This window comes from Mesorhizobium sp. L-8-3, assembly GCF_016756615.1.
Lineage (GTDB): Bacteria > Pseudomonadota > Alphaproteobacteria > Rhizobiales > Rhizobiaceae.
Genome location: NZ_AP023262.1, coordinates 986887 through 1006907, shown reverse-complemented (window position 1 = coordinate 1006907; position 20021 = coordinate 986887). Strand labels below are relative to the sequence as shown.

Here is a 20021-nt window from a genome sequence, read left to right as displayed (position 1 = left end):
ATGCATCCGCAGCGAAAGTCACCGCACCATGGCTGAGAGCGAGCGACAGATGGCCGGCAATGCCTCCATGCCTCTCTTCGCCCTCATGCGCCGGCTGCGCGGCAGGACGGCGCTGCGCGCCTCCGGCCTGCTGTGGGTGCTGATCCTGATGTGTGTCGCGGCCGCGCTGATCTCGGACGCCTTCCTCAACCCGTTCAACCTCATCAACGTCGCCCGCCAGGTCGCCCTGTTCGGCATCGTCTCGGTCGGCATGACCTTCGTCATCCTGACGGCGGGCATCGATCTGTCGGTCGGCTCGATCATCGCGGTGAGCGCCGTCGTCTCGGCCCTGCTGCTCAATGTCGGGACGCCTGTGCCTCTCGTCATTCTGGCCGGTCTCGGCGTAGGGATCACGCTCGGGGCGATCAACGGCGCCGGTATCACGCTCGGCCGCCTTCCGCCCTTCATCATGACGCTCGGAATGATGGTCATGGGCCGCGGCCTCGCCATGACGATCTCGGACGGGCACCCCATCCATTTCCCCAACGCGTCCGCCGACTTCGCCTGGCTCGGCCAGGGTTATCTGCTGTGGCTGCCTGTGCCTGTGTGGATATTCGCAGCAGTCGCGACCTTGGCTTATGTCGTGCTGCGCTACACGCCCTTCGGCCGCAACGTCTACGCCGTGGGCAGCAACCCGGAAGCCGCGCGTCTCGCCGGCATCAATGTCCGGCTCGTCGTCTTCTCGGTCTATGTGATCAGCGGCCTGCTCTCGGCGCTCACGGCTCTCATTTTCGTGTCGCGGCTGACGGTCGGCGAGCCGGTCGCCGGCGTCGGCATCGAGCTCGAGGCGATCGCCGTCACCGTCATCGGCGGCACCAGCCTCTTCGGCGGCGAGGGCGGCGTTGTCGGCACCGTCATCGGCGCGGCGATTTTCGCCGTGCTCGCAAACATTCTCAATCTCGCCGGCGTGTCGCCCTTCACCCAGCAGATCGTCAAGGGCGCCATCATCGTGCTTGCGGTTCTGTTCGAGATGCACCGCCGCCGACGCGACAATGCGTGAATGCCGACAACGGCAAAACGGGAAGGAAACCCGGCAAACAGGAGGAAACGATGAAAGGAAAACTGGAGCTTCTGGCGGCATCGACGGTGGTGCTCGCCCTCGCTGGCATCGCCGGCGCCGAGGACAAGATCAAGATCGGCTTCAGCCAGGGCACGATGGAAAGCTCCTGGCGCGTCAACATGGTCGAGGGCAACAAGAACTACGCCGCGGCCAATCTTCCCGACGTCGAGCTGATCGTCACCAATGGCGAGAACCAGGCGTCCAAGCAGGTCTCCGACGTCGAGAGCCTCATCGCCCAGGGGGTGAAGACCCTGATCATCAGCCCGGTTACCGCCGAAGCGCTGACGCCGGTCGTCAAGCAGGCGATGGACGCCGGCATCCCCGTGGTGACGCTCGACCGGAAGGTCAACACCGACGTCACCCTCCACATCGGCGCCGACAATGTGCTGATCGGCAAGACGGCCGGCGAGTTCGTCTGCAAGACGCTCGACGGCAAGGGCAATGTGATCGAGATCCAGGGTACCGCGGGCGCCTCTGCGACCGTCGACCGGCACGATGCATTCCACGAGGTGCTCGCCGAGCAATGCCCTGATGTGAAGGTGGTCGCCGACCAGGTCGCGAACTATGTGCGCGAACCGGCGATCAAGTTCATGGAGGACATGCTGCAGCGCTACAAGCCGGGCGAGATCCAGCTGGTCTATGCTCACAATGACGACATGGCGCTCGGCGCGGTGACCGCGCTCGAAGCGGCGGGCCGGCTGGGCGAGGTCAAGGTCGTCGGCATAGACGGCGAGAATGCCGCCTACGACGCAATCAAGGCCGGCAAGATGGTGGCCACCTTCACCTATCATTTCGTCGCCCCGGAGGGCGTGCAGTACGGATACAAGATCGCCAGGGGCGAAAAGCTCGACAAGGAGATCATCCTGCCGACGCATCAGGTCGACGCGACCAATGTCGACGAATGGATCGGCAAGGGCTTTTAGCTGGCAAAAGAATACCAGCGAAGGAACGTCAACGGCACTTGAAGCGGGGATGGCCATGCACGAGACGACAGACCGGAAACGGATCGCTGCGGCCGATCTCGACACGCCCGTCGTGACGGTCCTGCTCGACCGGCTGGAGCGCAACATAGCGCGCGTCCAGGACATCGTCGCGCGAACCGGCAAGCGCAACCGGCCGCATGTCAAGACCCACAAGATCCCGGCGATCGGCGCCATGCAGGTCGCCGCGGGTGCGGTAGGCCTGACCTGTCAGAAACTCGGAGAGGCCGAGGTCTTCATCGACGCCGGCGTCGCCGACGATCTGCTCGTCACCTTCAACATCGTCGGCTCCGCAAAGGCGGGACGGCTGATGGACCTGTCGGAGCGTATCGGGCGTCTGGCCGTCGTCGCCGACAACGAGACGGTGCTCCACGGCCTTTCGGAGGCGGCGCGCGGCCGTGGCCGCATCGTCCCGGTGCTGGTCGAATGCGATTCCGGATTCGGGCGCAACGGCGTCCAGACGCCGCGCGCCGCGCTCGATCTGGCGCGCCTGGCCGACCGGCTTCCCGGCCTCGCCTTCGAGGGTCTGATGGTTTTCCCGAACACCGCGCCGCGTACGCTCGAATTCTTCTCCGAGGCCGTCTCCCTGTTCCGGGCCTCGGGCGTGCCGCTCCCCACGCTCTCGGGGGGTGGCACGCCGTCCCTCAACGCGCTGTCCGACTATCCGATGATGACGGAGCACCGCGCCGGCACCTATGTCTACAACGACGTGATGATGGTTCATTCCGGCGTCGCCGGCTGGAACGACTGTGCCATGCATGTGCGCACAACCGTGGTCAGTCGGCCGACGGCGGATCGCGCCGTCATCGATGCCGGCTCCAAGGTGCTGACCCGGGAGCAATATTATGTCCGCGACTTCGGGCACGTCGTGGAATATCCCGACGCGACCGTCGTCAATCTCTCCGAGGAACACGGTGTGATCGATCTTTCGGCGTGCCGTGACAGGCCGAGGGTCGGCGATGTCGTCAACATCGTGCCCAACCATTGCTGCGTCGTTTCCAACATGGTCGACGAGGTCGTTGGCCTGCGCGACGGGATGGTCGAGCTGGTCTGGCCTGTGGCGGCGCGAGGCAAGGTGCGCTGAGGCGTCTGGCCATCGGGGCCGATCCGATGTCCGGGTAAACTGACACGGGAGGAAGACATGGACAGGCGAACTGCATTTTTGATCTTCTGCCTCGGCGGCCTCGCCGCCGCGACCCCGGCCGCGGCCGACAAGCTTGCCGACGTGCTGGCGCGCGGCAGGTTGGTCGTCGGAACCGGCAGCACGAACCCGCCCTGGCATTTCCGCGACGATGCCGGCAACCTTGCAGGTTTCGACGTCGACATTGCCAGGATCGTCGCCAAAGGCCTGTTCGACGATCCCGAAAAGATCGAGTTCGTCATCCAGGCCTCGGATGCCCGGGTGCCGAACGTCGTCACCGACAAGGTCGACATCACCTGCCAGTTCATGACCGTGACGGCTGGCCGCGCCCAGCTCGTCAACTTCACCATCCCCTACTACCGCGAAGGCGTCGGCCTCCTGCTCGCCAGGGACGGGAAATTCAAGTCGCATGCCGAGCTGAAGGCGGCCGGCGATGCGGTCACCGTGTCCGTGCTGCAGAATGTCTATGCGGAGGAGATGGTGCATCAGGCGCTGCCCGAAGCGAAGGTCGACCAGTATGACAGCGTCGATCTCATGTATCAGGCGCTCAATTCCGGCCGGGCGGACGCGGCGGCCACCGATGCCTCGTCGCTGAAATGGTTTATGACGCAGAACCCGGAAAAATACCTGGACAGCGGCTATGGCTGGAACCCGCAGACTTACGCCTGCGCGGTGAAGCGGGGCGAGGCCGACTGGCTGAACTTCGTCAACACGGCGCTGCACGAGGCGATGACGGGGGTGGAGTTCGCGACTTACAGCGCGTCCTTCAGGAAGTGGTTCGGCGAGGCTCCTCCCGCGCCGACGATCGGCTTCCCCGCCGAGTTGCGCTGAGGCCGATCAGCGGGCGCCATGACCTACACGCTCAATTTCGGCGTGGTCTGGGCCAATGCCGGGGAACTGCTGGGGGGATTGGCCCTTGGTCTGGCGCTCGCTCTCTCCTCGATCGCCATCGGAGCGGTCATCGGGCTGTTCGGCGCCTTCGCCGCCTTCAGCCGTTCTGCCGCGCTTCGCCATGGCGTCGCGGCCTATGTCGCGCTGATCCGCAACACGCCGCTGCTGGTCATCGTGCTCATCGCCTATTTCGCGCTGCCCGATCTCGGCCTGCGTTTTGGCAAGATCGAGAGCTTCGTCGCCTCGCTTGCGCTCTATGCCGGCGCCTATTTGACGGAAGTGTTTCGGGCGAGCCTCGCCGGCATTCCGTCCGGCCTGATCGATGCCGGCCTTGCGATCGGGCTGACACGGTTCCAGGTGGCGCGGCTGGTACGCTTCCCGATCATGCTGCGCAACGCTTTGCCCGCGCTCGGTTCGACCTTCATCGCGCTGTTCAAGGACACGTCCATCGCGGCGGCGATCGCCGTGCCCGAGCTAACCTTCCAGGCGCGGCGCATCAATGTCGACACGTTTCGGGTCGTCGAGGCCTGGATGGCTGCGAGCGTGCTCTACGTCGCGACCTCGCTTGTCATCGCCGCCGGGCTGCGCCGCCTGGAGCGTCGTTTCCCGAAGTTTTGAGAGGCCTGGCGCACCATGAGCCCCGAGCGAGGCAGCCAGAGGATTTCGGGAGGATATCTTCCATGATCGGATTCCTGTCCGAGCTCTGGAACGTCCGCGCCCAGCTGGGCGAAGGCCTGATGACGACGGTGGAAGTGTCGGCCTCCGCAATCCTTTTCGGGTCGGCAATCGGATTGTTTGCCGGCATCGGACTGGTTTTCGGAAGCCGGGCCTTGCGATGGCCGCTGCGCGCCTATGTCGATCTCGTGCGCGGCACGCCCGTCCTGGTGCTGATCCTCGCGAGTTTCTACATCCTGGCTGCTTTCGGGATCCAGTTCACCGCGACGGGATCCGGCATCTTTTCCCTGTCGATCTTCTGCGGCGCGCATCTCGCGGAGATCTTTCGCGGGGCGCTGCAGGCGATTCCGCCGACCCAGATCGAGGCGGGGAAAAGCATGGGACTGCGCTTCCGGCACGTCCTCCTGCTCATCCTCCTGCCGCAGGCGCTTCGCCAGGTCGCCCCCGTCTGGGTCAACACGTCGGTCGAGATCGTCAAAGCCTCGACACTGCTGTCGATCATCGGGGTCGGCGAGTTGCTGCTCAAGACCCAGGAGGTGATCGGCCGCACCTTCATGACGCTCGACTTCTATCTCTTCGCCGGCCTCGTCTACTTCACTGTCAACTTCGCCATCGAGCGGCTCGGCAGGGCCGCGGAGCGCCGGCTTCGGCCGGGAGCGTGAGCGTCCGGCCCGCCCTCAGGTACGTCAGAAGCCATATCTTGCTGATTTGCGAACCTTGCGTGGCCGGCGCTTGTGCGAGGAGCCCAAGGGCCCCGGCGCCATTATGGAATTCCTATATCTTTCCGCCCGGCGCTCTCTCGATCCCTTATGGCGACCGGGCACATATTCACCTCGACAACCGAAGCAGATCATCGCGGCCGATCAAGGCCGCTGCGGGCGCTCGCGCATGCCGGGATCGAGGTCTCGGTGTCGTGGGGTAAACAGAAGGACATCTCGGCGATGGACATCGTTGTGCTGGCAATCGGCATGATCTTTTTCGGCCTTTGCTTCATCTACCTAAAAGCCTGCGACAGTCTCTGAAAGGACGCGCCTATGCTTCTCGATTATGTGCTCGGCGGGGGCGTGACCTTGTTCCTGCTCGCCTATCTCACCTACGCGCTCGTTCGCCCCGAACGTTTCTGATCGCGACGGCACGGTTCGAAAGTCCGACCTCATGACCCTTTTCGGCTGGATCCAAATCCTCGTCTTCTGCGGGATCGTCATTCTGCTCGTGAAGCCGCTCGGCGGCTACATGACGCGCGTCTTCAGCGGCGAGCGCACCTTCCTTTCACCGATCCTCGGTCCGGTGGAACGGGGCCTCTACCGCCTTGCCGGCACCAACGATCGCGAGGAGCAGCATTGGACGACCTATGCGGTCGGCATGCTGCTCTTCAACCTTGCCGGTTTCCTCCTGCTCTATGCCCTGCAACGCCTGCAGGGCGGCTTGCCGTTCAATCCGGCCGGCATGGCCGCCGTGCCGCCCGAGCTTTCGTTCAACACCGCCGCCAGCTTCATGACCAACACCAACTGGCAGAACTACGGCGGCGAAAGCACGATGTCCTATCTCGTGCAGATGGCCGGGCTGACGGTGCAGAACTTCGTCTCGGCGGCGACCGGCATCGCCATCGCCATCGCCCTGATCCGCGGCTTCGCGCGTGCCTCCGGCCGCTCGATCGGCAATTTCTGGGCCGACCTGACGAGGGCAACGCTCTATGTGCTCCTGCCGCTCTGCATCGTGCTGTCGCTTGTTTATGTCGCGCTCGGCGTGCCGCAGACGATCGGCGGCTATGTCCAGGCGACCACGCTGGAGGGCGCCCGGCAGACCATCGCCGTCGGTCCGGTTGCCTCGCAGCTTGCCATCAAGATTCTCGGCACCAATGGCGGCGGCTTCTTCAACGCCAACTCGTCGCATCCCTTCGAGAACCCCGGCGCGATCTCAAACCTGATCCAGATGGTCTCGATCTTCGCCATCGGCGCCGGCCTGACCAATGTCTTCGGCCGCATGGTCGGCGACCAGCGCCAGGGCTGGGCGATCTTCGCCGCCATGGGCGTGCTGTTCCTGGCCGGCGTCGCCGTCTGCTACTGGGCCGAAGCCGCCGGCAATCCGCTTGTCCATGCGCTGGGCATCGAGGGCGGCAATATGGAAGGCAAGGAGGTGCGCTTCGGCGTTGCGCTGTCGGCCTTGTTCGCCGTGATAACGACTGCTGCCTCCTGCGGCGCGGTGAATGCCATGCACGGTTCCTTCACCGCGCTCGGCGGCTTGATCCCGCTGATCAATATGGAACTCGGAGAAGTCATCGTCGGCGGCGTCGGGGCAGGCTTCTACGGCATCCTGCTGTTCGTGGTCATCGCGATCTTCGTCGCCGGGCTGATGGTCGGCCGGACGCCCGAATATATCGGCAAGAAGATCGAGGCCAAGGAGGTCAAGATGGCCATGCTCGCCATCCTCTGTCTGCCGGCGGCCATGCTGATCTTCACCGCGATCGCGGTGCTGCTGCCGACCGGCGTCGCCTCGATCGGTACGCCCGGCCCGCACGGCTTCTCCGAGATCCTCTATGCCTATACCTCGGGCGCGGCCAACAACGGCTCGGCCTTCGCCGGCCTCAGCGGCAACACGCCCTGGTACAACGTCACCATCGGGCTCGCGATGCTGACGGGTCGCTTCCTCGTCATCATCCCGGCGCTCGCCATCGCCGGCTCGCTCGTGGCGAAGAAGATCCATCCTGCCTCGGCCGGCACCTTCCCGACCCATGGGCCGCTCTTCGTCGGCCTCTTGGTGGGCGTCATCCTGATCGTCGGCGGCCTGACCTTCTTTCCCGCTCTGGCGGTGGGCCCGATCGTCGAGCATTTCGCCATGCAACTCGGGCAGACCTTCTGATGTCTGCGGTCGATAGATCGACCGCTGGAGCGCGCGACTGCGCGGCCCACGCCCGTTGGCGCGAAAGCCAAGCGGCCCGGATGGGCCGCGCCGGCGACTGAGGTCAAAGCAAGAGGTGCGCCATGTCCGGCCCGATCAACATCCTGCGCAAGCACATCCATCCCCGCGCCGAATGGTCGGCGTGGGAGCCCAGGAAACCCGTCCGCGCCTCCGACGTCATCGTCGGGCTGATGCTCGTGATGGCCTGCGTCGTGCTTGTCGCCTCCGCGCTCACCCGGCTTTTCGCAGCAGTCTGAGCGCCGTCACGAATTCCGGAGTCTCGTCATGAGCCAACCCAGATCCGCCAGCATCCTCGATGCCGGCATACTCGTCCCCGCGATCGGCGGCGCTTTCCGCAAGCTCGATCCGCGCAGCCTCGCCCGCAACCCTGTCATGTTCGTGGTGGCCGTCGTGTCGCTGCTCACATCAGTGCTCTTCCTGCGCGATGTCGTCACCGGCGCCGGAAGCCTCGGCTTCTCGTTCCAGATCATACTCTGGCTCTGGTTCACTGTGCTGTTCGCCAATTTCGCCGAGGCCGTCGCCGAAGGCCGCGGCAAGGCGCAGGCCGATTCGCTGCGCAAGGCGCGTACCGAGACGCAGGCCAAGCTGCTATCGGGCGACGATCGCACGAAGTTCAAGCTGGTCCCCGGCACCAGCCTCAAGGTCGGCGACCTCGTGATCGTCGAGGCGGGCGACATCATCCCGTCCGACGGCGAGGTGATCGAAGGGGTGGCCTCGGTCAACGAAGCCGCGATCACGGGCGAATCGGCACCCGTCATCCGCGAATCGGGCGGCGACCGTTCGGCCGTGACCGGCGGCACCCAGGTGCTGTCCGACTGGATCTGCGTGCGCATCACCGCAGCCTCCGGCTCGACCTTCCTCGACCGGATGATCTCGCTGGTCGAGGGTGCGGAGCGCCAGAAGACGCCCAACGAAATCGCGCTCAACATCCTGCTCGCCGGTATGACGCTGATCTTCGTGCTGGCGGTGGCGACGATCCCGAGCTTTGCTTCCTACGCAGGCGGCTCGATCCCGCTCATCGTGCTGGTCGCGCTGTTCGTGACGCTGATCCCGACCACGATCGGAGCGCTGCTGTCGGCCATCGGCATCGCCGGCATGGACCGCCTGGTGCGGTTCAACGTGCTGGCCATGTCGGGCCGCGCCGTCGAGGCCGCCGGCGACGTCGACACGCTGCTTCTCGACAAGACAGGCACGATCACGCTCGGCAACCGCCAGGCGACGGCGTTCCGTCCGGTCAAGGGCGTCACCGAGCAGGAGCTGGCGGACGCGGCCCAGCTCGCCTCGCTTGCCGACGAGACCCCGGAGGGCCGCTCCGTTGTCGTGCTCGCCAAGGAGAAATACCGCATCCGGGCCCGCGACATGGGTACGCTTCACGCGAGCTTCGTGCCCTTTACCGCGCAGAGCCGCATGAGCGGCGTCGATTTCGACGGATCGTCGATCCGCAAGGGCGCCGTCGATGCTGTGCTGGCCTATGTCGGTGCAGCGACGGCGTCGCCGGCCGCACGCCCGGGCAGCGAGGTGATCCGCGACATCCAGGCGATCGCGGACGAGATCGCCAAGGCCGGCGGCACGCCGCTCGCCGTGGTGCGGGACGGCCGCCTGCTCGGCGTCGTCCATCTCAAGGACATCGTCAAGGGCGGCATCCGGGAGCGTTTCGCCGAGCTCCGGCGCATGGGCATCCGCACCGTCATGATCACCGGCGACAATCCGATGACTGCCGCGGCGATCGCGGCCGAGGCCGGCGTCGACGACTTCCTCGCCCAGGCCACGCCCGAGAACAAGCTGTCGCTGATCCGTGAAGAACAGGGCAAAGGCAAGCTGGTCGCCATGTGCGGCGACGGCACCAACGACGCGCCGGCGCTTGCCCAAGCCGATGTCGGCGTCGCCATGAACACCGGTACGGTCGCCGCACGCGAGGCCGGCAACATGGTCGATCTCGACAGCGACCCGACCAAGCTGATCGAGATCGTCGAGATCGGCAAGCAGCTCCTCATGACGCGCGGGGCCCTCACCACCTTCTCGATCGCCAACGACATCGCCAAATATTTCGCCATCATCCCGGCGATGTTTCTCGCCTTCTATCCGCAACTCGGCGCGTTGAATATCATGGGGCTCACCACCCCCCAGAGTGCGATCCTGTCGGCGATCATCTTCAACGCCCTGATCATCGTGGCGCTCATCCCGCTGTCGCTGAAAGGCGTCAAATACCGGGCGGTCGGCGCCGGCGCGCTTTTGTCCCGCAACCTGCTGATCTACGGCCTCGGCGGCATCATCGTGCCCTTCATCGGAATCAAGGCGATCGATATCGCCGTCACGGCCCTCGGCCTCGCATAAGGAACGCCCCATGCTGAAACAATTGCGACCCGCGATCGTCATGATCGTCGCGCTCACCGTCATCACCGGGCTCGCCTATCCGTTGGGGATGACCGGACTCGCCCAGGTGCTGTTTCCGCGCCAGGCCAATGGCAGCCTGGTCGAGAAGGACGGCAAGGTCGTCGGATCCGGGTTGATCGGCCAGGCCTTTACGGGAGAGGGTTATTTCCACGGCCGGCCCTCGGCCGCGGGCGACGGCTACGATGCGGCGGCCTCGAGCGGCTCCAACCTTGGCCCGACCAGCGCGAAACTGATCGAGCGTATCAAAGTGGAAGCCGAGGCCCTGAAGGTGTCCAATCCGAATACACCGGTGCCGATGGAGCTGGTCACCACCTCGGGCAGCGGCCTCGATCCGCACATCTCGCCGGAAGCAGCCTATTTCCAGGCGCCGCGCGTGGCCAAAGCGCGCGGCATGGACGAGGCTGCCGTGCGGCAGCTCGTCGATGCCGGCATCGAGGGCCGCAAGCTCGGCTTCATGGGCGAGCCTGTGGTCAACGTTCTGGCGCTCAACATGGCGCTCGACGCCGCCCGGCCCTGACAGGTCGATGCCGTGGGTCTAGATTGACTGGAGTCGATTGATACGCCTCCGATTCTGAGCAGTAACTTGAGATAATTCGGATCATGGTGGAAGCGCCCCTCATCCTGCCTCGCTCCAGGACGGATCTGCTCTGATGCCGGACGATAACCGCGATGCCGACAACAGACCGTCGCCGGACGCGCTCCTGGAGAAGGCTGAGCGCGAAAACCGTGGGCGCCTGAGGATCTTCCTCGGCGCCGCGCCCGGCGTCGGCAAGACCTATGAAATGCTGATATCGGGCCGCGCAGCGAAGGCCGATGGTCGCGACGTGGTCATCGGCGTCGTGGAAACCCACGGCCGCAAGGAGACCGAAGTCCTGGTCGAGGGTTTCGAGGTCATCCCCCGCAAGACCGTCGACTACAAGGGTCGTCGGCTCCAGGAGATGGACATCGACGCCATCGTCGAGCGCCGCCCGTCCCTGGTGCTGGTCGATGAACTCGCCCACACCAACGCGCCGGGCAGCCGCCATCCCAAGCGCTATCTCGACGTGCTCGAGATCCTCGGTCAGGGGATCGACGTCTACTCGACGATGAACATCCAGCATGTCGAGAGCCTGAACGACGTCGTCGCCCAGATCACCCGCATCTGCGTCCGCGAGACCGTTCCCGATTCCGTCATCGACCGGGCCGACGACGTCGAGATCATCGATCTGACGCCGGACGATCTGATCAAGCGGCTTCATGAAGGCAAGGTTTACGTCCCCGACACCGCCAGGCGCGCGGTCGAAAATTACTTCTCGCCGGGCAATCTGACGGCGTTGCGCGAGCTCGCGCTGCGCCGCACCGCCCAGCGCGTCGATGAGCAGCTCCTGAGCCACATGCAGGCCCACGCCATTCCGGGCCCGTGGGCGGCCGGGGACCGGGTGCTCGTCGCCGTCGACGAACATCCGCGCGGCGCATCGCTGGTGCGCTATGCCCGCCGCCAGGCCGATCGGCTGCGCGCGCCCTGGGCCGCTCTTCATGTCGAGACGTCGCGTTCGGCCACAATGTCCGAAGCCGACAAGGACCGCCTCGCCGCGACCTTGCGGCTGGCCGAGCAACTGGGCGGCGAGGCCGTCACCGTGCCCGGCCAGGACGCAGCGAACGAGATCGTGCGGCATGCGACGACGCACAACTTCAGCCATATCGTCATCAGCAAGCCGGCCAAGCGGCGTTGGCGCGAGTTCTTCGGCGGATCCGTCACGCATGATCTGATCCGCCAGGCCGGCAACCTCAGCATCCATGTGACGTCGGGTACCGAGCAGGACAGTGTCCCAGCGGCGCGTGGCGTGAGGTCTGCCGCGCAGCCGCTGCAGTTCGAGCTCTGGCCCTATGTGCTCAGCCTCGCCTTCGTGGTCGCCGCGCTCGGCGTCGGTATCGGCATGGACCAGTTCCTCGACGTCCGCAACATCGCCCTTGTCTTCCTGATGGCGGTGCTCACCGTAGCGGTGACTCTCGGACTGTGGCCCGCTTTGTTCGCGTCGCTGGCGAGTTCGCTCGCCTTCAACTTCTTCTTTCTGACGCCGCGCTACACCTTCACCATAAGCGACCCGGAGAGCGTCATCGCGCTCGGCTTTTTCCTGGTTGTGGCGGTGATCGCAAGCAACCTCACGGCCCGCGTCCAGCGCCAGGCGGCTGCCGCCCGGCGACGCGCCCGGGCCACCGAGGATCTCTATCTGTTCAGCCGCAAGCTCGCCGGTGCCGGCACGCTCGACGACGTGTTGTGGGCGACGGTGTTCCAGATCGCCTCGATGCTGAAGCTGCGTGTCGTGGTGTTGATGCCTGAGGATGGTACCATCGCGGTACGGGCCGGATATCCGCCCGATGACACGCTGGTCGATGCCGACATCGCTGCGGCGCGCTGGGCCTGGGAGCACAATCGGCCGGCCGGGCGCGGTGCGGACACGCTGCCTGGCGCGAAGCGGCTCTATCTGCCTCTGCGCACCGGCCGCGAGGCTGTCGGCGTCATCGGCCTCGACGACGACCGGCAGGGACCGCTTCTGACGCCCGAGCAGCAGCGCCTGTTCGACGCGCTCGCCGACCAGGCGGCGATCGCCATCGAGCGCATCCAGCTCGTTGCCGACGTCGACCGGGCCAAGCTCGCGGCGGAAGCCGACCGCCTGCGCTCGGCGCTGCTGACCTCCATATCGCACGACCTGAAGACGCCGCTCGCGGCGATCATGGGGGCGGCGGGCACGCTGCGCGATTTCGGCGCGTCGCTGCCCGACGGCGGCCGTTCGGAGCTCCTGACCACGGTGATTGACGAATCCGAACGGCTCAACCGCTTCATCTCCAACCTGCTCGATATGACCAGGATCGAATCCGGCGCGATGGAGCCGAACTTCGCCTGGCACTATGTCGGCGATATCGTCGGCTCCGCGCTGCGCCGCGCCGCCAAGGTGACGGCCGATCATCGGACGGAGGTGGAACTGCCGCCCGACCTGCCGATGCTGAAGGTCGACCCCGTGCTGTTCGAGCAGGCGCTGTTCAACCTGCTCGACAATGCCGCCAAATATTCCCCTCCCGACACCGCCATCCTTATCCGGGGCTGGAGCGACAATGGCTGGGTCGTGGTGCAGGTCATGGACGAGGGGCCTGGCATTCCGGCGGCGGATCTCGAGCGGATCTTCGACACCTTCTACCGGGTGCGCAAGGGCGATCGGGTGCGCGCCGGCACCGGTCTCGGCCTGTCCATCTGCCGGGGCTTCGTCGAAGCGATGGGCGGCACGATCGAGGCCGGCAGCCGGACCGACCGCCCCGGCGCCGTCTTCACGATTCGCATGACGGCTGCGGCCGAGGCCCCCGAGGTGGAGCAAGCGACATGACCGCATCCGGCGTGAAGATACTTGTCGTCGATGACGAGCCGCCGATCCGCAAGCTCCTGCGCGTCGGGCTCGGCACGCAGGACTATGCGATCGTCGAGGCCGGCAATGCCCGCACCGCCGTCGAGCAGGTCAGGGCCGAGCGGCCGGACCTGGTTCTGCTCGATCTCGGCCTGCCTGACATGGCCGGCCACGATCTTCTCAGGCAGTGGCGCGACGAGGGGCTGGAGTTGCCCGTCGTCATCCTGTCCAGCCGCACAGACGAGGCCGGCATCGTCAAGGCGCTGGAGCTCGGCGCCGACGACTACGTCACGAAACCCTTCGGCATGAACGAGCTGGTGGCGCGCATCCGGGTGGCTCTGCGCCATCGGCTGCAGCAGCAAGGGGAGAGGCCGGTGTTCCACACCGGTGACTTGTCCGTCGACCTGGTGAAGCGCATCGTCAAGGTGGGCGACCGCGAGGTGAAGCTGTCGCCCAAGGAATACGACATCCTTCGCCTGCTGGTGCAGCATGCCGGCAAGGTGCTGACGCATCGGTTCCTGCTGGACAGGGTCTGGGGCGGTTTGACCGATGTGCAATATCTGAGGGTCTATGTGCGCCAGCTTCGCCAGAAGATCGAGCGGACGCCGGATCAGCCGCAATACATCACCACCGAGACCGGCGTCGGCTATCGCCTGCGCGAGGCGGACTGAAGCATGTCTCCCGAAAGTGTGTAACGGTTTCGGGGAAAAGACATGCGCCAAATCAAGAACCTGCAGCGTGTCGCGCGAATCCTTTTTCACGCGACGCTCTGTAAGGCAATTCCGGCAGGGGCGCGCAGCGTCCTGCGTCCGGAATTGCGCATCGGAACATTCGGCGTGGGACCGACGCCGGCCGAAAGATCAGGAGAGCAGGGTCATGCAGCTATCGGAATTCCTCCAGCCGGGGGACGTCGTCGCCGATCTCGCCGCGCCGTCGAAGCTGAAGGTGCTGGAGTTCCTGGCGAAGCGGGCCGGGGAGACGCTCGGCCTGGCCGAACATGAGGTCCTCGACCCTCTTCATGCCCGCGAAAAACTGGGCTCGACGGGCATCGGCGAGGGCGTCGCCATCCCGCACACCAGGGTCGCGGGCCTTGCCCGGGCCCTTCGGCATGTTCGTAAGGCTGGCGCGGCCGATCGACTTCGATGCGATCGACGATATCCCGGTCGACCTCGTCTTCCTGCTGCTCGTCCCCGCAGACGGCGGCAAGGATCATCTCAATCTGCTCGCGGCCGTGGCGCGGCAGCTCCGTTCGCCTGAGGTTTTGAAGAAGCTCCGGCAGGCGGGCAGCGCGGAGGCGTGCTGGGCCGTCGTGACCTCCGGCGAGGTGCTCCGGGGCGATGGCTGACTTCGGCCGCCCGCCCCGGGTCTTCCATGGCGCAGCACGAGCTTCCCCGGGCGGCTCGTCGTGATCGGCCGGCGCGCCAGCTGGTGATCGAAATCTCGAACCGGCCCGGATAAGCTGCGAAAGAACCGAACGGATGGAACCATGAGCCACGCCAGTAGCCTGAGCCGACTGTCGACCCCCTGCCTCGTCCTCGACGAGGCCATCATGATGCGGAACATCGGGCGTCTCGACGACCGCCTGTCGGCGCTTGGCGTGGCCGGCCGGCCGCATCTGAAGACGGTCAAGTCCGTGGACGCGGCGAAACAGGTGATGGCCAGGGCGAGCGGCGCGACGGTCTCCACCCTGCGGGAGGCCGAGGTCTTCTCCAAGGCCGGCATCACCGATATCCTCTACGCCGTCGGCATCACGCCGCAGAAGCTGCCGCGTGTGCTCGCGCTGCGCGGCACCGGATGCGACCTGATCGTGCTTCTCGATTCGGTCGCCCAGGCCGAGTGCGTCGCGCAGGCCTCGCGCGAGGCGAAGCACGCGATTCCTGCCGTGATCGAGATCGACAGCGACGGCCATCGCGCCGGGCTGCGGCCCGGCGACCCGACGGTCCTGGAGATTGCAACGATCCTGGCGTCGGGCGGCGCAGAGCTCAGAGGCGTCATGACGCATGCGGGCGGCAGCTACGGTGCGCGAGGTGAGGACGAACTCGTCGCCTTCGCGGAGCGCGAGCGCGACGCGGTCGTGGCAGCGGCCAAGGAACTGCGGACGGGCGGCCATGCCTGCCCCATGGTCAGCGTCGGCTCCACGCCAACCGCGCATTTCGCGCGTGACCTGACCGGAGTGACGGAGGTCCGCGCCGGGGTGCATGTCTTCTTCGATCTCGTCATGGCCGGCATCGGCGTCTGCACGGTCGAAGACATCGCGCTTTCCGTCCTGACCACGGTGATCGGCCACCAGAAGGAGCGCGGCTGGGTGCTGGTCGATGCGGGATGGATGGCGATGTCGCGCGATCGCGGGACGGCGAGCCAGGCGGTGGACCAGGGTTACGGGCTGGTCTGCGGCATCGAGGGCCGGGTGATCGACGATCTCGTCGTCATCGGCGCCAACCAGGAACACGGCATCGTCGCGGTCCGCTCAGGCAGCCGCGCCGTGCTTCCCGATCTTCCCGTCGGCACCATGCTGCGCATCCTGCCCAATCACGCCTGCGCTACGGCCGCGCAGTTCGACGGCTACGAGGTGATCCCGGCCGCCGGCGACGGCGCGCTGCAATACTGGCCGCGCTTCCGGGGCTGGTAGGCCGACGACCCGATCGCAGACAATTTTTCCCCGGCTCCGTCGAAGCCGCCAGGCCCCGGGCGACCATTGGTGCAAGCAAAACATGGAGGTCTGTGATGAAATATGTCTGCCTGGTCCATGTCGACGGCGAGGCCATGGCCGCCCTGTCACCCGAAGAGGGCAACAAGCTCGTCGACGATTCCATCGAATTCGACTGGGACTTGAGGCGGCGCGGCCATCTCGTCCTGGCCCAGCCGTTGCAACCGCCGGGCACGGCGGCGGTTGTGCGTGTGCGCAACGGCAGGATGTCGAGCACCGACGGGCCCTATGTCGAAACCAAGGAGTTCCTCGGCGGCTTCTTCCTCGTCGAGGCGCGCGATCTCAACGAGGCCATAAGCCTCGCCGCGCGGAGCCCTATGGCCGCCATGGGATCGATCGAAGTCAGGCCGGCGCTCGAGCACACCCACAGCGTCACCGGCGAGGCGCGTCCCAAACCCGAAGGCATCGGCGAACCGGAGTGAGGGTCTCGCCCCGTCGCTTGCCTTTCTGCCCGCCGGTGTGGAACTGTGCATGCTCACTGAAGCAAGCCTGCAGGAGCGAAAATGGCATTCGACTATGTGAGCGTGGAAGAGGCGATCGGCCGCGGCGGCTTGCGCATGGTGGTGGTCAGCGGCATCCCCAGCCCCTGGGGTGAAGCGGCCAAGGGCATCCTGCACGTCAAGGGCATTGACTGGACTGCGGTGCGGCTGGCCTATGACAGCGAGACCCTGAAGGAGTGGGCAGGGCAGCGCAGCGGCCCGGTGGCGATCTATGAGGGCGAACGGCCCCGCGACCGCTGGGACGACATCCTGCTCCTGGCCGAACGTCTCGCGCCCGAGCCGCCATTGCTGCCGCGGGATCCAGCCGATCGTGCCCTTGCCTTCGGCCTCGCCCATGAGATCTGCGGCGAGGGCGGCCTCGGCTGGTCGCGCCGCCTGCAACTGGTGCATATGGGCCTGGCACAGGCCGGCGGCTTTCCGGCGCCCGTTGCAAAATATCTCGGCAGGAAATACGGCCACAGGCCCGAGACCGGCGCGGCCGCGGGCGGCCGTGTCGTCGAGCTGCTCGGCATGCTCGCGTCGCGTCTGAAGGTGCAGCGCGACGCAGGGAGCCCCTTCTACCTGGGCAATGCCTTGACCGCGGTGGATGTGTACGGCGCGGCCTTCATGGGCATGTTCGTGCCGTTGCCCGAAGCGCAATGCGCTATGGATCCCGTGACCCGGAAAGTCTTCGAGACGCGCGACGCCGCGACCGAGGCGGCACTCGATTCCATCCTGCTCGAACACCGCGACAGGATCTATGCCGACTGGCTGGAGCTGCCGCTCTCGTTGTGACGGCGGCCGGCCGTTCGGCGCCTCCCAGGCCATCCGGGGTCCCGTATGATTCTTCTGGACATTCGGCGTCGGCGAAGTGTTGATGGATGAAGCGAAAGCCGGGCGCACTCACCCCCAAGGAAGGGCCGGGATGCCGCGCCGTCGGCCATGAAGGAAGGCCCGTGAACCGCAACGCCGTCCTGATTCTGCTGGCGACCGGCGCGACGGTCGCCTTCGCGTTCATCCTGACGGTCGTATGGCAGGCCATATTCTGGGCCGTCGTGCTCGGCGTGCTGTTCCGCCCGGTGATGAAATGGATGGAGACCCGGCTGTCCGGGCGCCACGGCATCGCCGCGGCCCTGACGGTGCTGTTGATCATCGTCTTCGTCCTGATCCCGATTTTCGTCCTTGGCTCGATGATTCTCGCCGAGGGCGCGTCGTTCTATGCCCGCATCCAGAGCGGCGAAGTCGATCCCAATGCGACATTCCGCCGGCTGCAAGGCCTGCTTCTGCCCGAGATCGACCACTGGCTGACCGGTGTCGGGATCGATCTCGGCAGCATCACGGAGCGGCTTCAGGCCGCGGTTCTGCGCGGCGGCGAATTCGTGCTGTCCCTGCTGCTCGGCGCCGGCCAGAACGCGGCAGCCTTCGTGATCAACTTCTTCCTGACGCTTTATCTGCTGTTCTTCATTTTCCGCGACGGCGACGGCATCTACCGCGCCATATTCCAGGCGGTGCCCCTCCCGGACGATCAGAAACAGCGCCTGTTCGGCAAATTCGCCGAAGTGTCGATCGCCACGCTGAAGGGAACGGCCATCATCGGCCTGGTCCAGGGCGCGCTCGGTGGCACGATCTTCGCGATACTGGGGATCGGCGGATCCGTCTTCTGGGGCGCGGTGATGGCGTTGGTTTCGGTCGTTCCGGCAGTCGGCTCGGCGCTTGTGTGGGTGCCGGCCGCCCTGATCCTGATGGCCGGCGGAGCCTGGATCAAGGGCGTGATCCTGCTGGCATACGGCGTGCTCGTGATCAGCATGGCCGACAACCTGCTGCGGCCGGTGGTGGTCGGCCGGCAGGCGAGCATGCCCGACTATCTCGTGCTCGTCTCCACCATCGGCGGCCTGGGCGTTCTGGGCCTCAGCGGCTTCGTGCTCGGCCCCGCGATCGCGGCGCTGTTCGTCGTCGTCTGGCAGCTTTTCTCGGAAGAGCATGTCCTGCGCTGACGTCACGCAGCCGCGCCGGCGATTGAGGCCACCCTTACCAACGGTCGATCTTGTCGACCGTTGGAGCGCGCGACAGCGTGGCCCACGCCAGGCCGGTTGTCAGGTCACAGCTGCGCGAACGGCGAAGCGCTCGTCCTTCCATGCGCCGCTACGCAGGATCTCTTCCATGATCTCGACCGCCCGCCACACATCCTTGAAGCCGATATAAAGGGGCGTGAAGCCGAAGCGCATGGTCGAGGGCGCGCGGAAATCGCCGATCACGCCGCGTTCGATCAAGGCCTGCATCACCTCATAGGCATGAGGATGTTCGAAGGACACCTGGCTGCCGCGCCTGGTCCCGTCGCGCGGGCTTTCGAGCCTCAGACCGTGGCTGCCGCATTTCGCTTCCACGAGCTGGATGAAGAGGTCGGTAAGCGCCATGCTCTTCGCACGCACCGCCGCCATGTCGACCTCGTCCCAGATGTCGAGCGCGCCTTTGAGCGCGCGCAGCGACAGCACCGGCTGCGTGCCGCATTGGAAGCGGCGGATGCCGGCGTCGGCTGCATAGCGCTGCTCGAAGGCGAAGGGCCGCGCATGGCCCCACCAGCCGCTGAGCGGCTGGCGCGCCTCGCCGAGATGGCGCGTAGCGACATAGATGAAGGCAGGCGAGCCGGGCCCGCCGTTCAGATATTTGTAGGTGCAGCCCACGGCGAAATCGGCCTTGGCGCCGTCGAGGTCGACCGGCAGCGCGCCGGCGGTATGGCACAGGTCCCAGACGACGAGCGCGCCGGCATCTTGGGCCTTGTTGGTCAGCGCGGCCATGTCGCGCAGGGCGCCGGACTTGTAGTTGACATGGTTGACCAGCACGACCGCGACAGTCTCGTCGATCAGCTCCTCGATATCGGGCGCGTCGACGCCTTCGAGCCTCAGCACCGCATCCGGCCGTGTCGAGGCCACGCCTTCCGCGACATACAGGTCGGTCGGGAAGCTGCTGGCTTCGGCCACGATGACCGAGCGACCGGGGCGCAGCCCCATCGCCGCGTGCAGCGCCTTGTAGATGTTGATCGAGGTGGTGTCGCACACGACCGTCTGGCCGGGCGCGGCGCCGATCAGGCGGCCGATCCGGTCGCCGAGCTGTATGGGCATGTCGAACCAGCCCGCCTTGTTCCAGCTACGGATCAGGTCCTGACCCCATTCCTGGGCTGCGGCCCGCTGCAGCTCGGCGAAGGCGGCCGGCGAGGCCGCGCCCAGCGAGTTGCCGTCGAGATAGATCAGCCCTTCGGGAACGACGAAGCGGTCGCGCATCGGCCGCAGCCGGTCCGCTTCGTCCATCGCCTCGATCGCGGCGAGATCGGGTAGAGCGTTCATGATGCGGGCAGGCCTCTC

Annotated in this window: 20 protein-coding genes and 1 pseudogene; 20 read left to right on the top strand and 1 reads right to left on the bottom strand. The window is 66.0% G+C overall.

The features are described from left to right. Positions 1-85: 85 nt before the first annotated feature. The 20 genes and pseudogenes from JN302_RS04640 (at position 86) to JN302_RS04550 (ending at position 18656) form a co-directional block, all read left to right on the top strand. Entirely contained in the window at positions 86-1039 is a 954-nt protein-coding gene (locus JN302_RS04640; protein ID WP_202314535.1) for an ABC transporter permease, read from the top strand. A gap of 50 nt (positions 1040-1089) precedes the next feature. After that, on the top strand, positions 1090-2022 hold the full coding sequence (locus JN302_RS04635) for a substrate-binding domain-containing protein (protein ID WP_202310320.1): 933 nt from the start codon (positions 1090-1092) through the stop codon (positions 2020-2022). 55 nt (positions 2023-2077) lie between these two features. After that, positions 2078-3163, top strand: a complete 1086-nt coding sequence (locus JN302_RS04630) for an alanine racemase (protein ID WP_244846193.1) — start codon at positions 2078-2080, stop codon at positions 3161-3163. A gap of 57 nt (positions 3164-3220) precedes the next feature. Beyond that, entirely contained in the window at positions 3221-4051 is an 831-nt protein-coding gene (locus JN302_RS04625; protein WP_202310318.1) for a transporter substrate-binding domain-containing protein, read from the top strand. Between the two features lie 18 nt (positions 4052-4069). Continuing rightward, the gene (locus JN302_RS04620) at positions 4070-4729 is read left to right on the top strand and encodes an amino acid ABC transporter permease (protein ID WP_202310317.1); all 660 of its coding nucleotides are present in this window, start codon (positions 4070-4072) and stop codon (positions 4727-4729) included. Between the two features lie 62 nt (positions 4730-4791). Continuing rightward, entirely contained in the window at positions 4792-5448 is a 657-nt protein-coding gene (locus JN302_RS04615; RefSeq protein WP_202310316.1) for an amino acid ABC transporter permease, read from the top strand. 147 nt (positions 5449-5595) lie between these two features. Continuing rightward, the gene (locus JN302_RS04610; protein ID WP_202332060.1) at positions 5596-5808 is read left to right on the top strand and encodes a hypothetical protein; all 213 of its coding nucleotides are present in this window, start codon (positions 5596-5598) and stop codon (positions 5806-5808) included. Between the two features lie 12 nt (positions 5809-5820). Beyond that, a complete protein-coding gene (gene kdpF / locus JN302_RS04605; protein ID WP_202332058.1) occupies positions 5821-5910 on the top strand; it encodes a K(+)-transporting ATPase subunit F in 90 nt (29 codons plus the stop codon). A gap of 31 nt (positions 5911-5941) precedes the next feature. Then, entirely contained in the window at positions 5942-7645 is a 1704-nt protein-coding gene (kdpA, locus tag JN302_RS04600) for a potassium-transporting ATPase subunit KdpA (RefSeq protein WP_202332056.1), read from the top strand. Positions 7646-7767: 122 nt separating this feature from the next. Then, the gene (locus tag JN302_RS04595; RefSeq protein ID WP_202310312.1) at positions 7768-7941 is read left to right on the top strand and encodes a hypothetical protein; all 174 of its coding nucleotides are present in this window, start codon (positions 7768-7770) and stop codon (positions 7939-7941) included. Between the two features lie 28 nt (positions 7942-7969). Then, positions 7970-10039 (top strand): potassium-transporting ATPase subunit KdpB, encoded by a 2070-nt coding sequence (gene kdpB, locus JN302_RS04590; protein WP_202332054.1) that lies wholly within the window; start codon positions 7970-7972, stop codon positions 10037-10039. Between the two features lie 10 nt (positions 10040-10049). After that, positions 10050-10616 carry a potassium-transporting ATPase subunit KdpC gene (gene kdpC / locus JN302_RS04585; protein WP_202332052.1) on the top strand — a complete coding sequence of 189 codons (567 nt, stop codon included), beginning with the start codon at positions 10050-10052 and terminating at the stop codon, positions 10614-10616. A gap of 133 nt (positions 10617-10749) precedes the next feature. After that, positions 10750-13458, top strand: a complete 2709-nt coding sequence (locus JN302_RS04580) for a sensor histidine kinase (protein WP_202332050.1) — start codon at positions 10750-10752, stop codon at positions 13456-13458. Further along, the gene (locus JN302_RS04575; protein ID WP_202332048.1) at positions 13455-14147 is read left to right on the top strand and encodes a response regulator transcription factor; all 693 of its coding nucleotides are present in this window, start codon (positions 13455-13457) and stop codon (positions 14145-14147) included. Before JN302_RS04580 ends, JN302_RS04575 begins: the two co-directional genes overlap by 4 nt. Continuing rightward, a pseudogene (locus JN302_RS39750) lies at positions 14047-14505 on the top strand (hypothetical protein); the annotation flags it as partial. The gene JN302_RS04575 and the pseudogene JN302_RS39750, both read left to right, overlap by 101 nt. Positions 14506-14584: 79 nt before the next feature. Beyond that, positions 14585-14821, top strand: a complete 237-nt coding sequence (locus JN302_RS39545) for a PTS sugar transporter subunit IIA (protein ID WP_274609256.1) — start codon at positions 14585-14587, stop codon at positions 14819-14821. A gap of 141 nt (positions 14822-14962) precedes the next feature. Beyond that, complete coding sequence (locus tag JN302_RS04565; protein WP_202332046.1) at positions 14963-16105, top strand: DSD1 family PLP-dependent enzyme; 1143 nt, start codon at positions 14963-14965, stop codon at positions 16103-16105. Between the two features lie 95 nt (positions 16106-16200). Further along, positions 16201-16605, top strand: coding sequence for a YciI family protein (locus JN302_RS04560; RefSeq protein ID WP_202332044.1), 405 nt, complete (start codon positions 16201-16203; stop codon positions 16603-16605). Positions 16606-16686: 81 nt separating this feature from the next. Then, positions 16687-17457: a hypothetical protein gene (locus JN302_RS04555; RefSeq protein WP_202332042.1), complete on the top strand. Its 771-nt coding sequence runs from the start codon at positions 16687-16689 to the stop codon at positions 17455-17457. Between the two features lie 161 nt (positions 17458-17618). Next, entirely contained in the window at positions 17619-18656 is a 1038-nt protein-coding gene (locus JN302_RS04550; protein WP_202332040.1) for an AI-2E family transporter, read from the top strand. A gap of 99 nt (positions 18657-18755) precedes the next feature. Here the strand turns inward: JN302_RS04550 and kynU are convergent, their stop codons facing one another. Further along, positions 18756-20003, bottom strand: a complete 1248-nt coding sequence (gene kynU / locus JN302_RS04545; RefSeq protein ID WP_202332038.1) for a kynureninase — start codon at positions 20001-20003, stop codon at positions 18756-18758. Positions 20004-20021 lie beyond the last annotated feature (18 nt).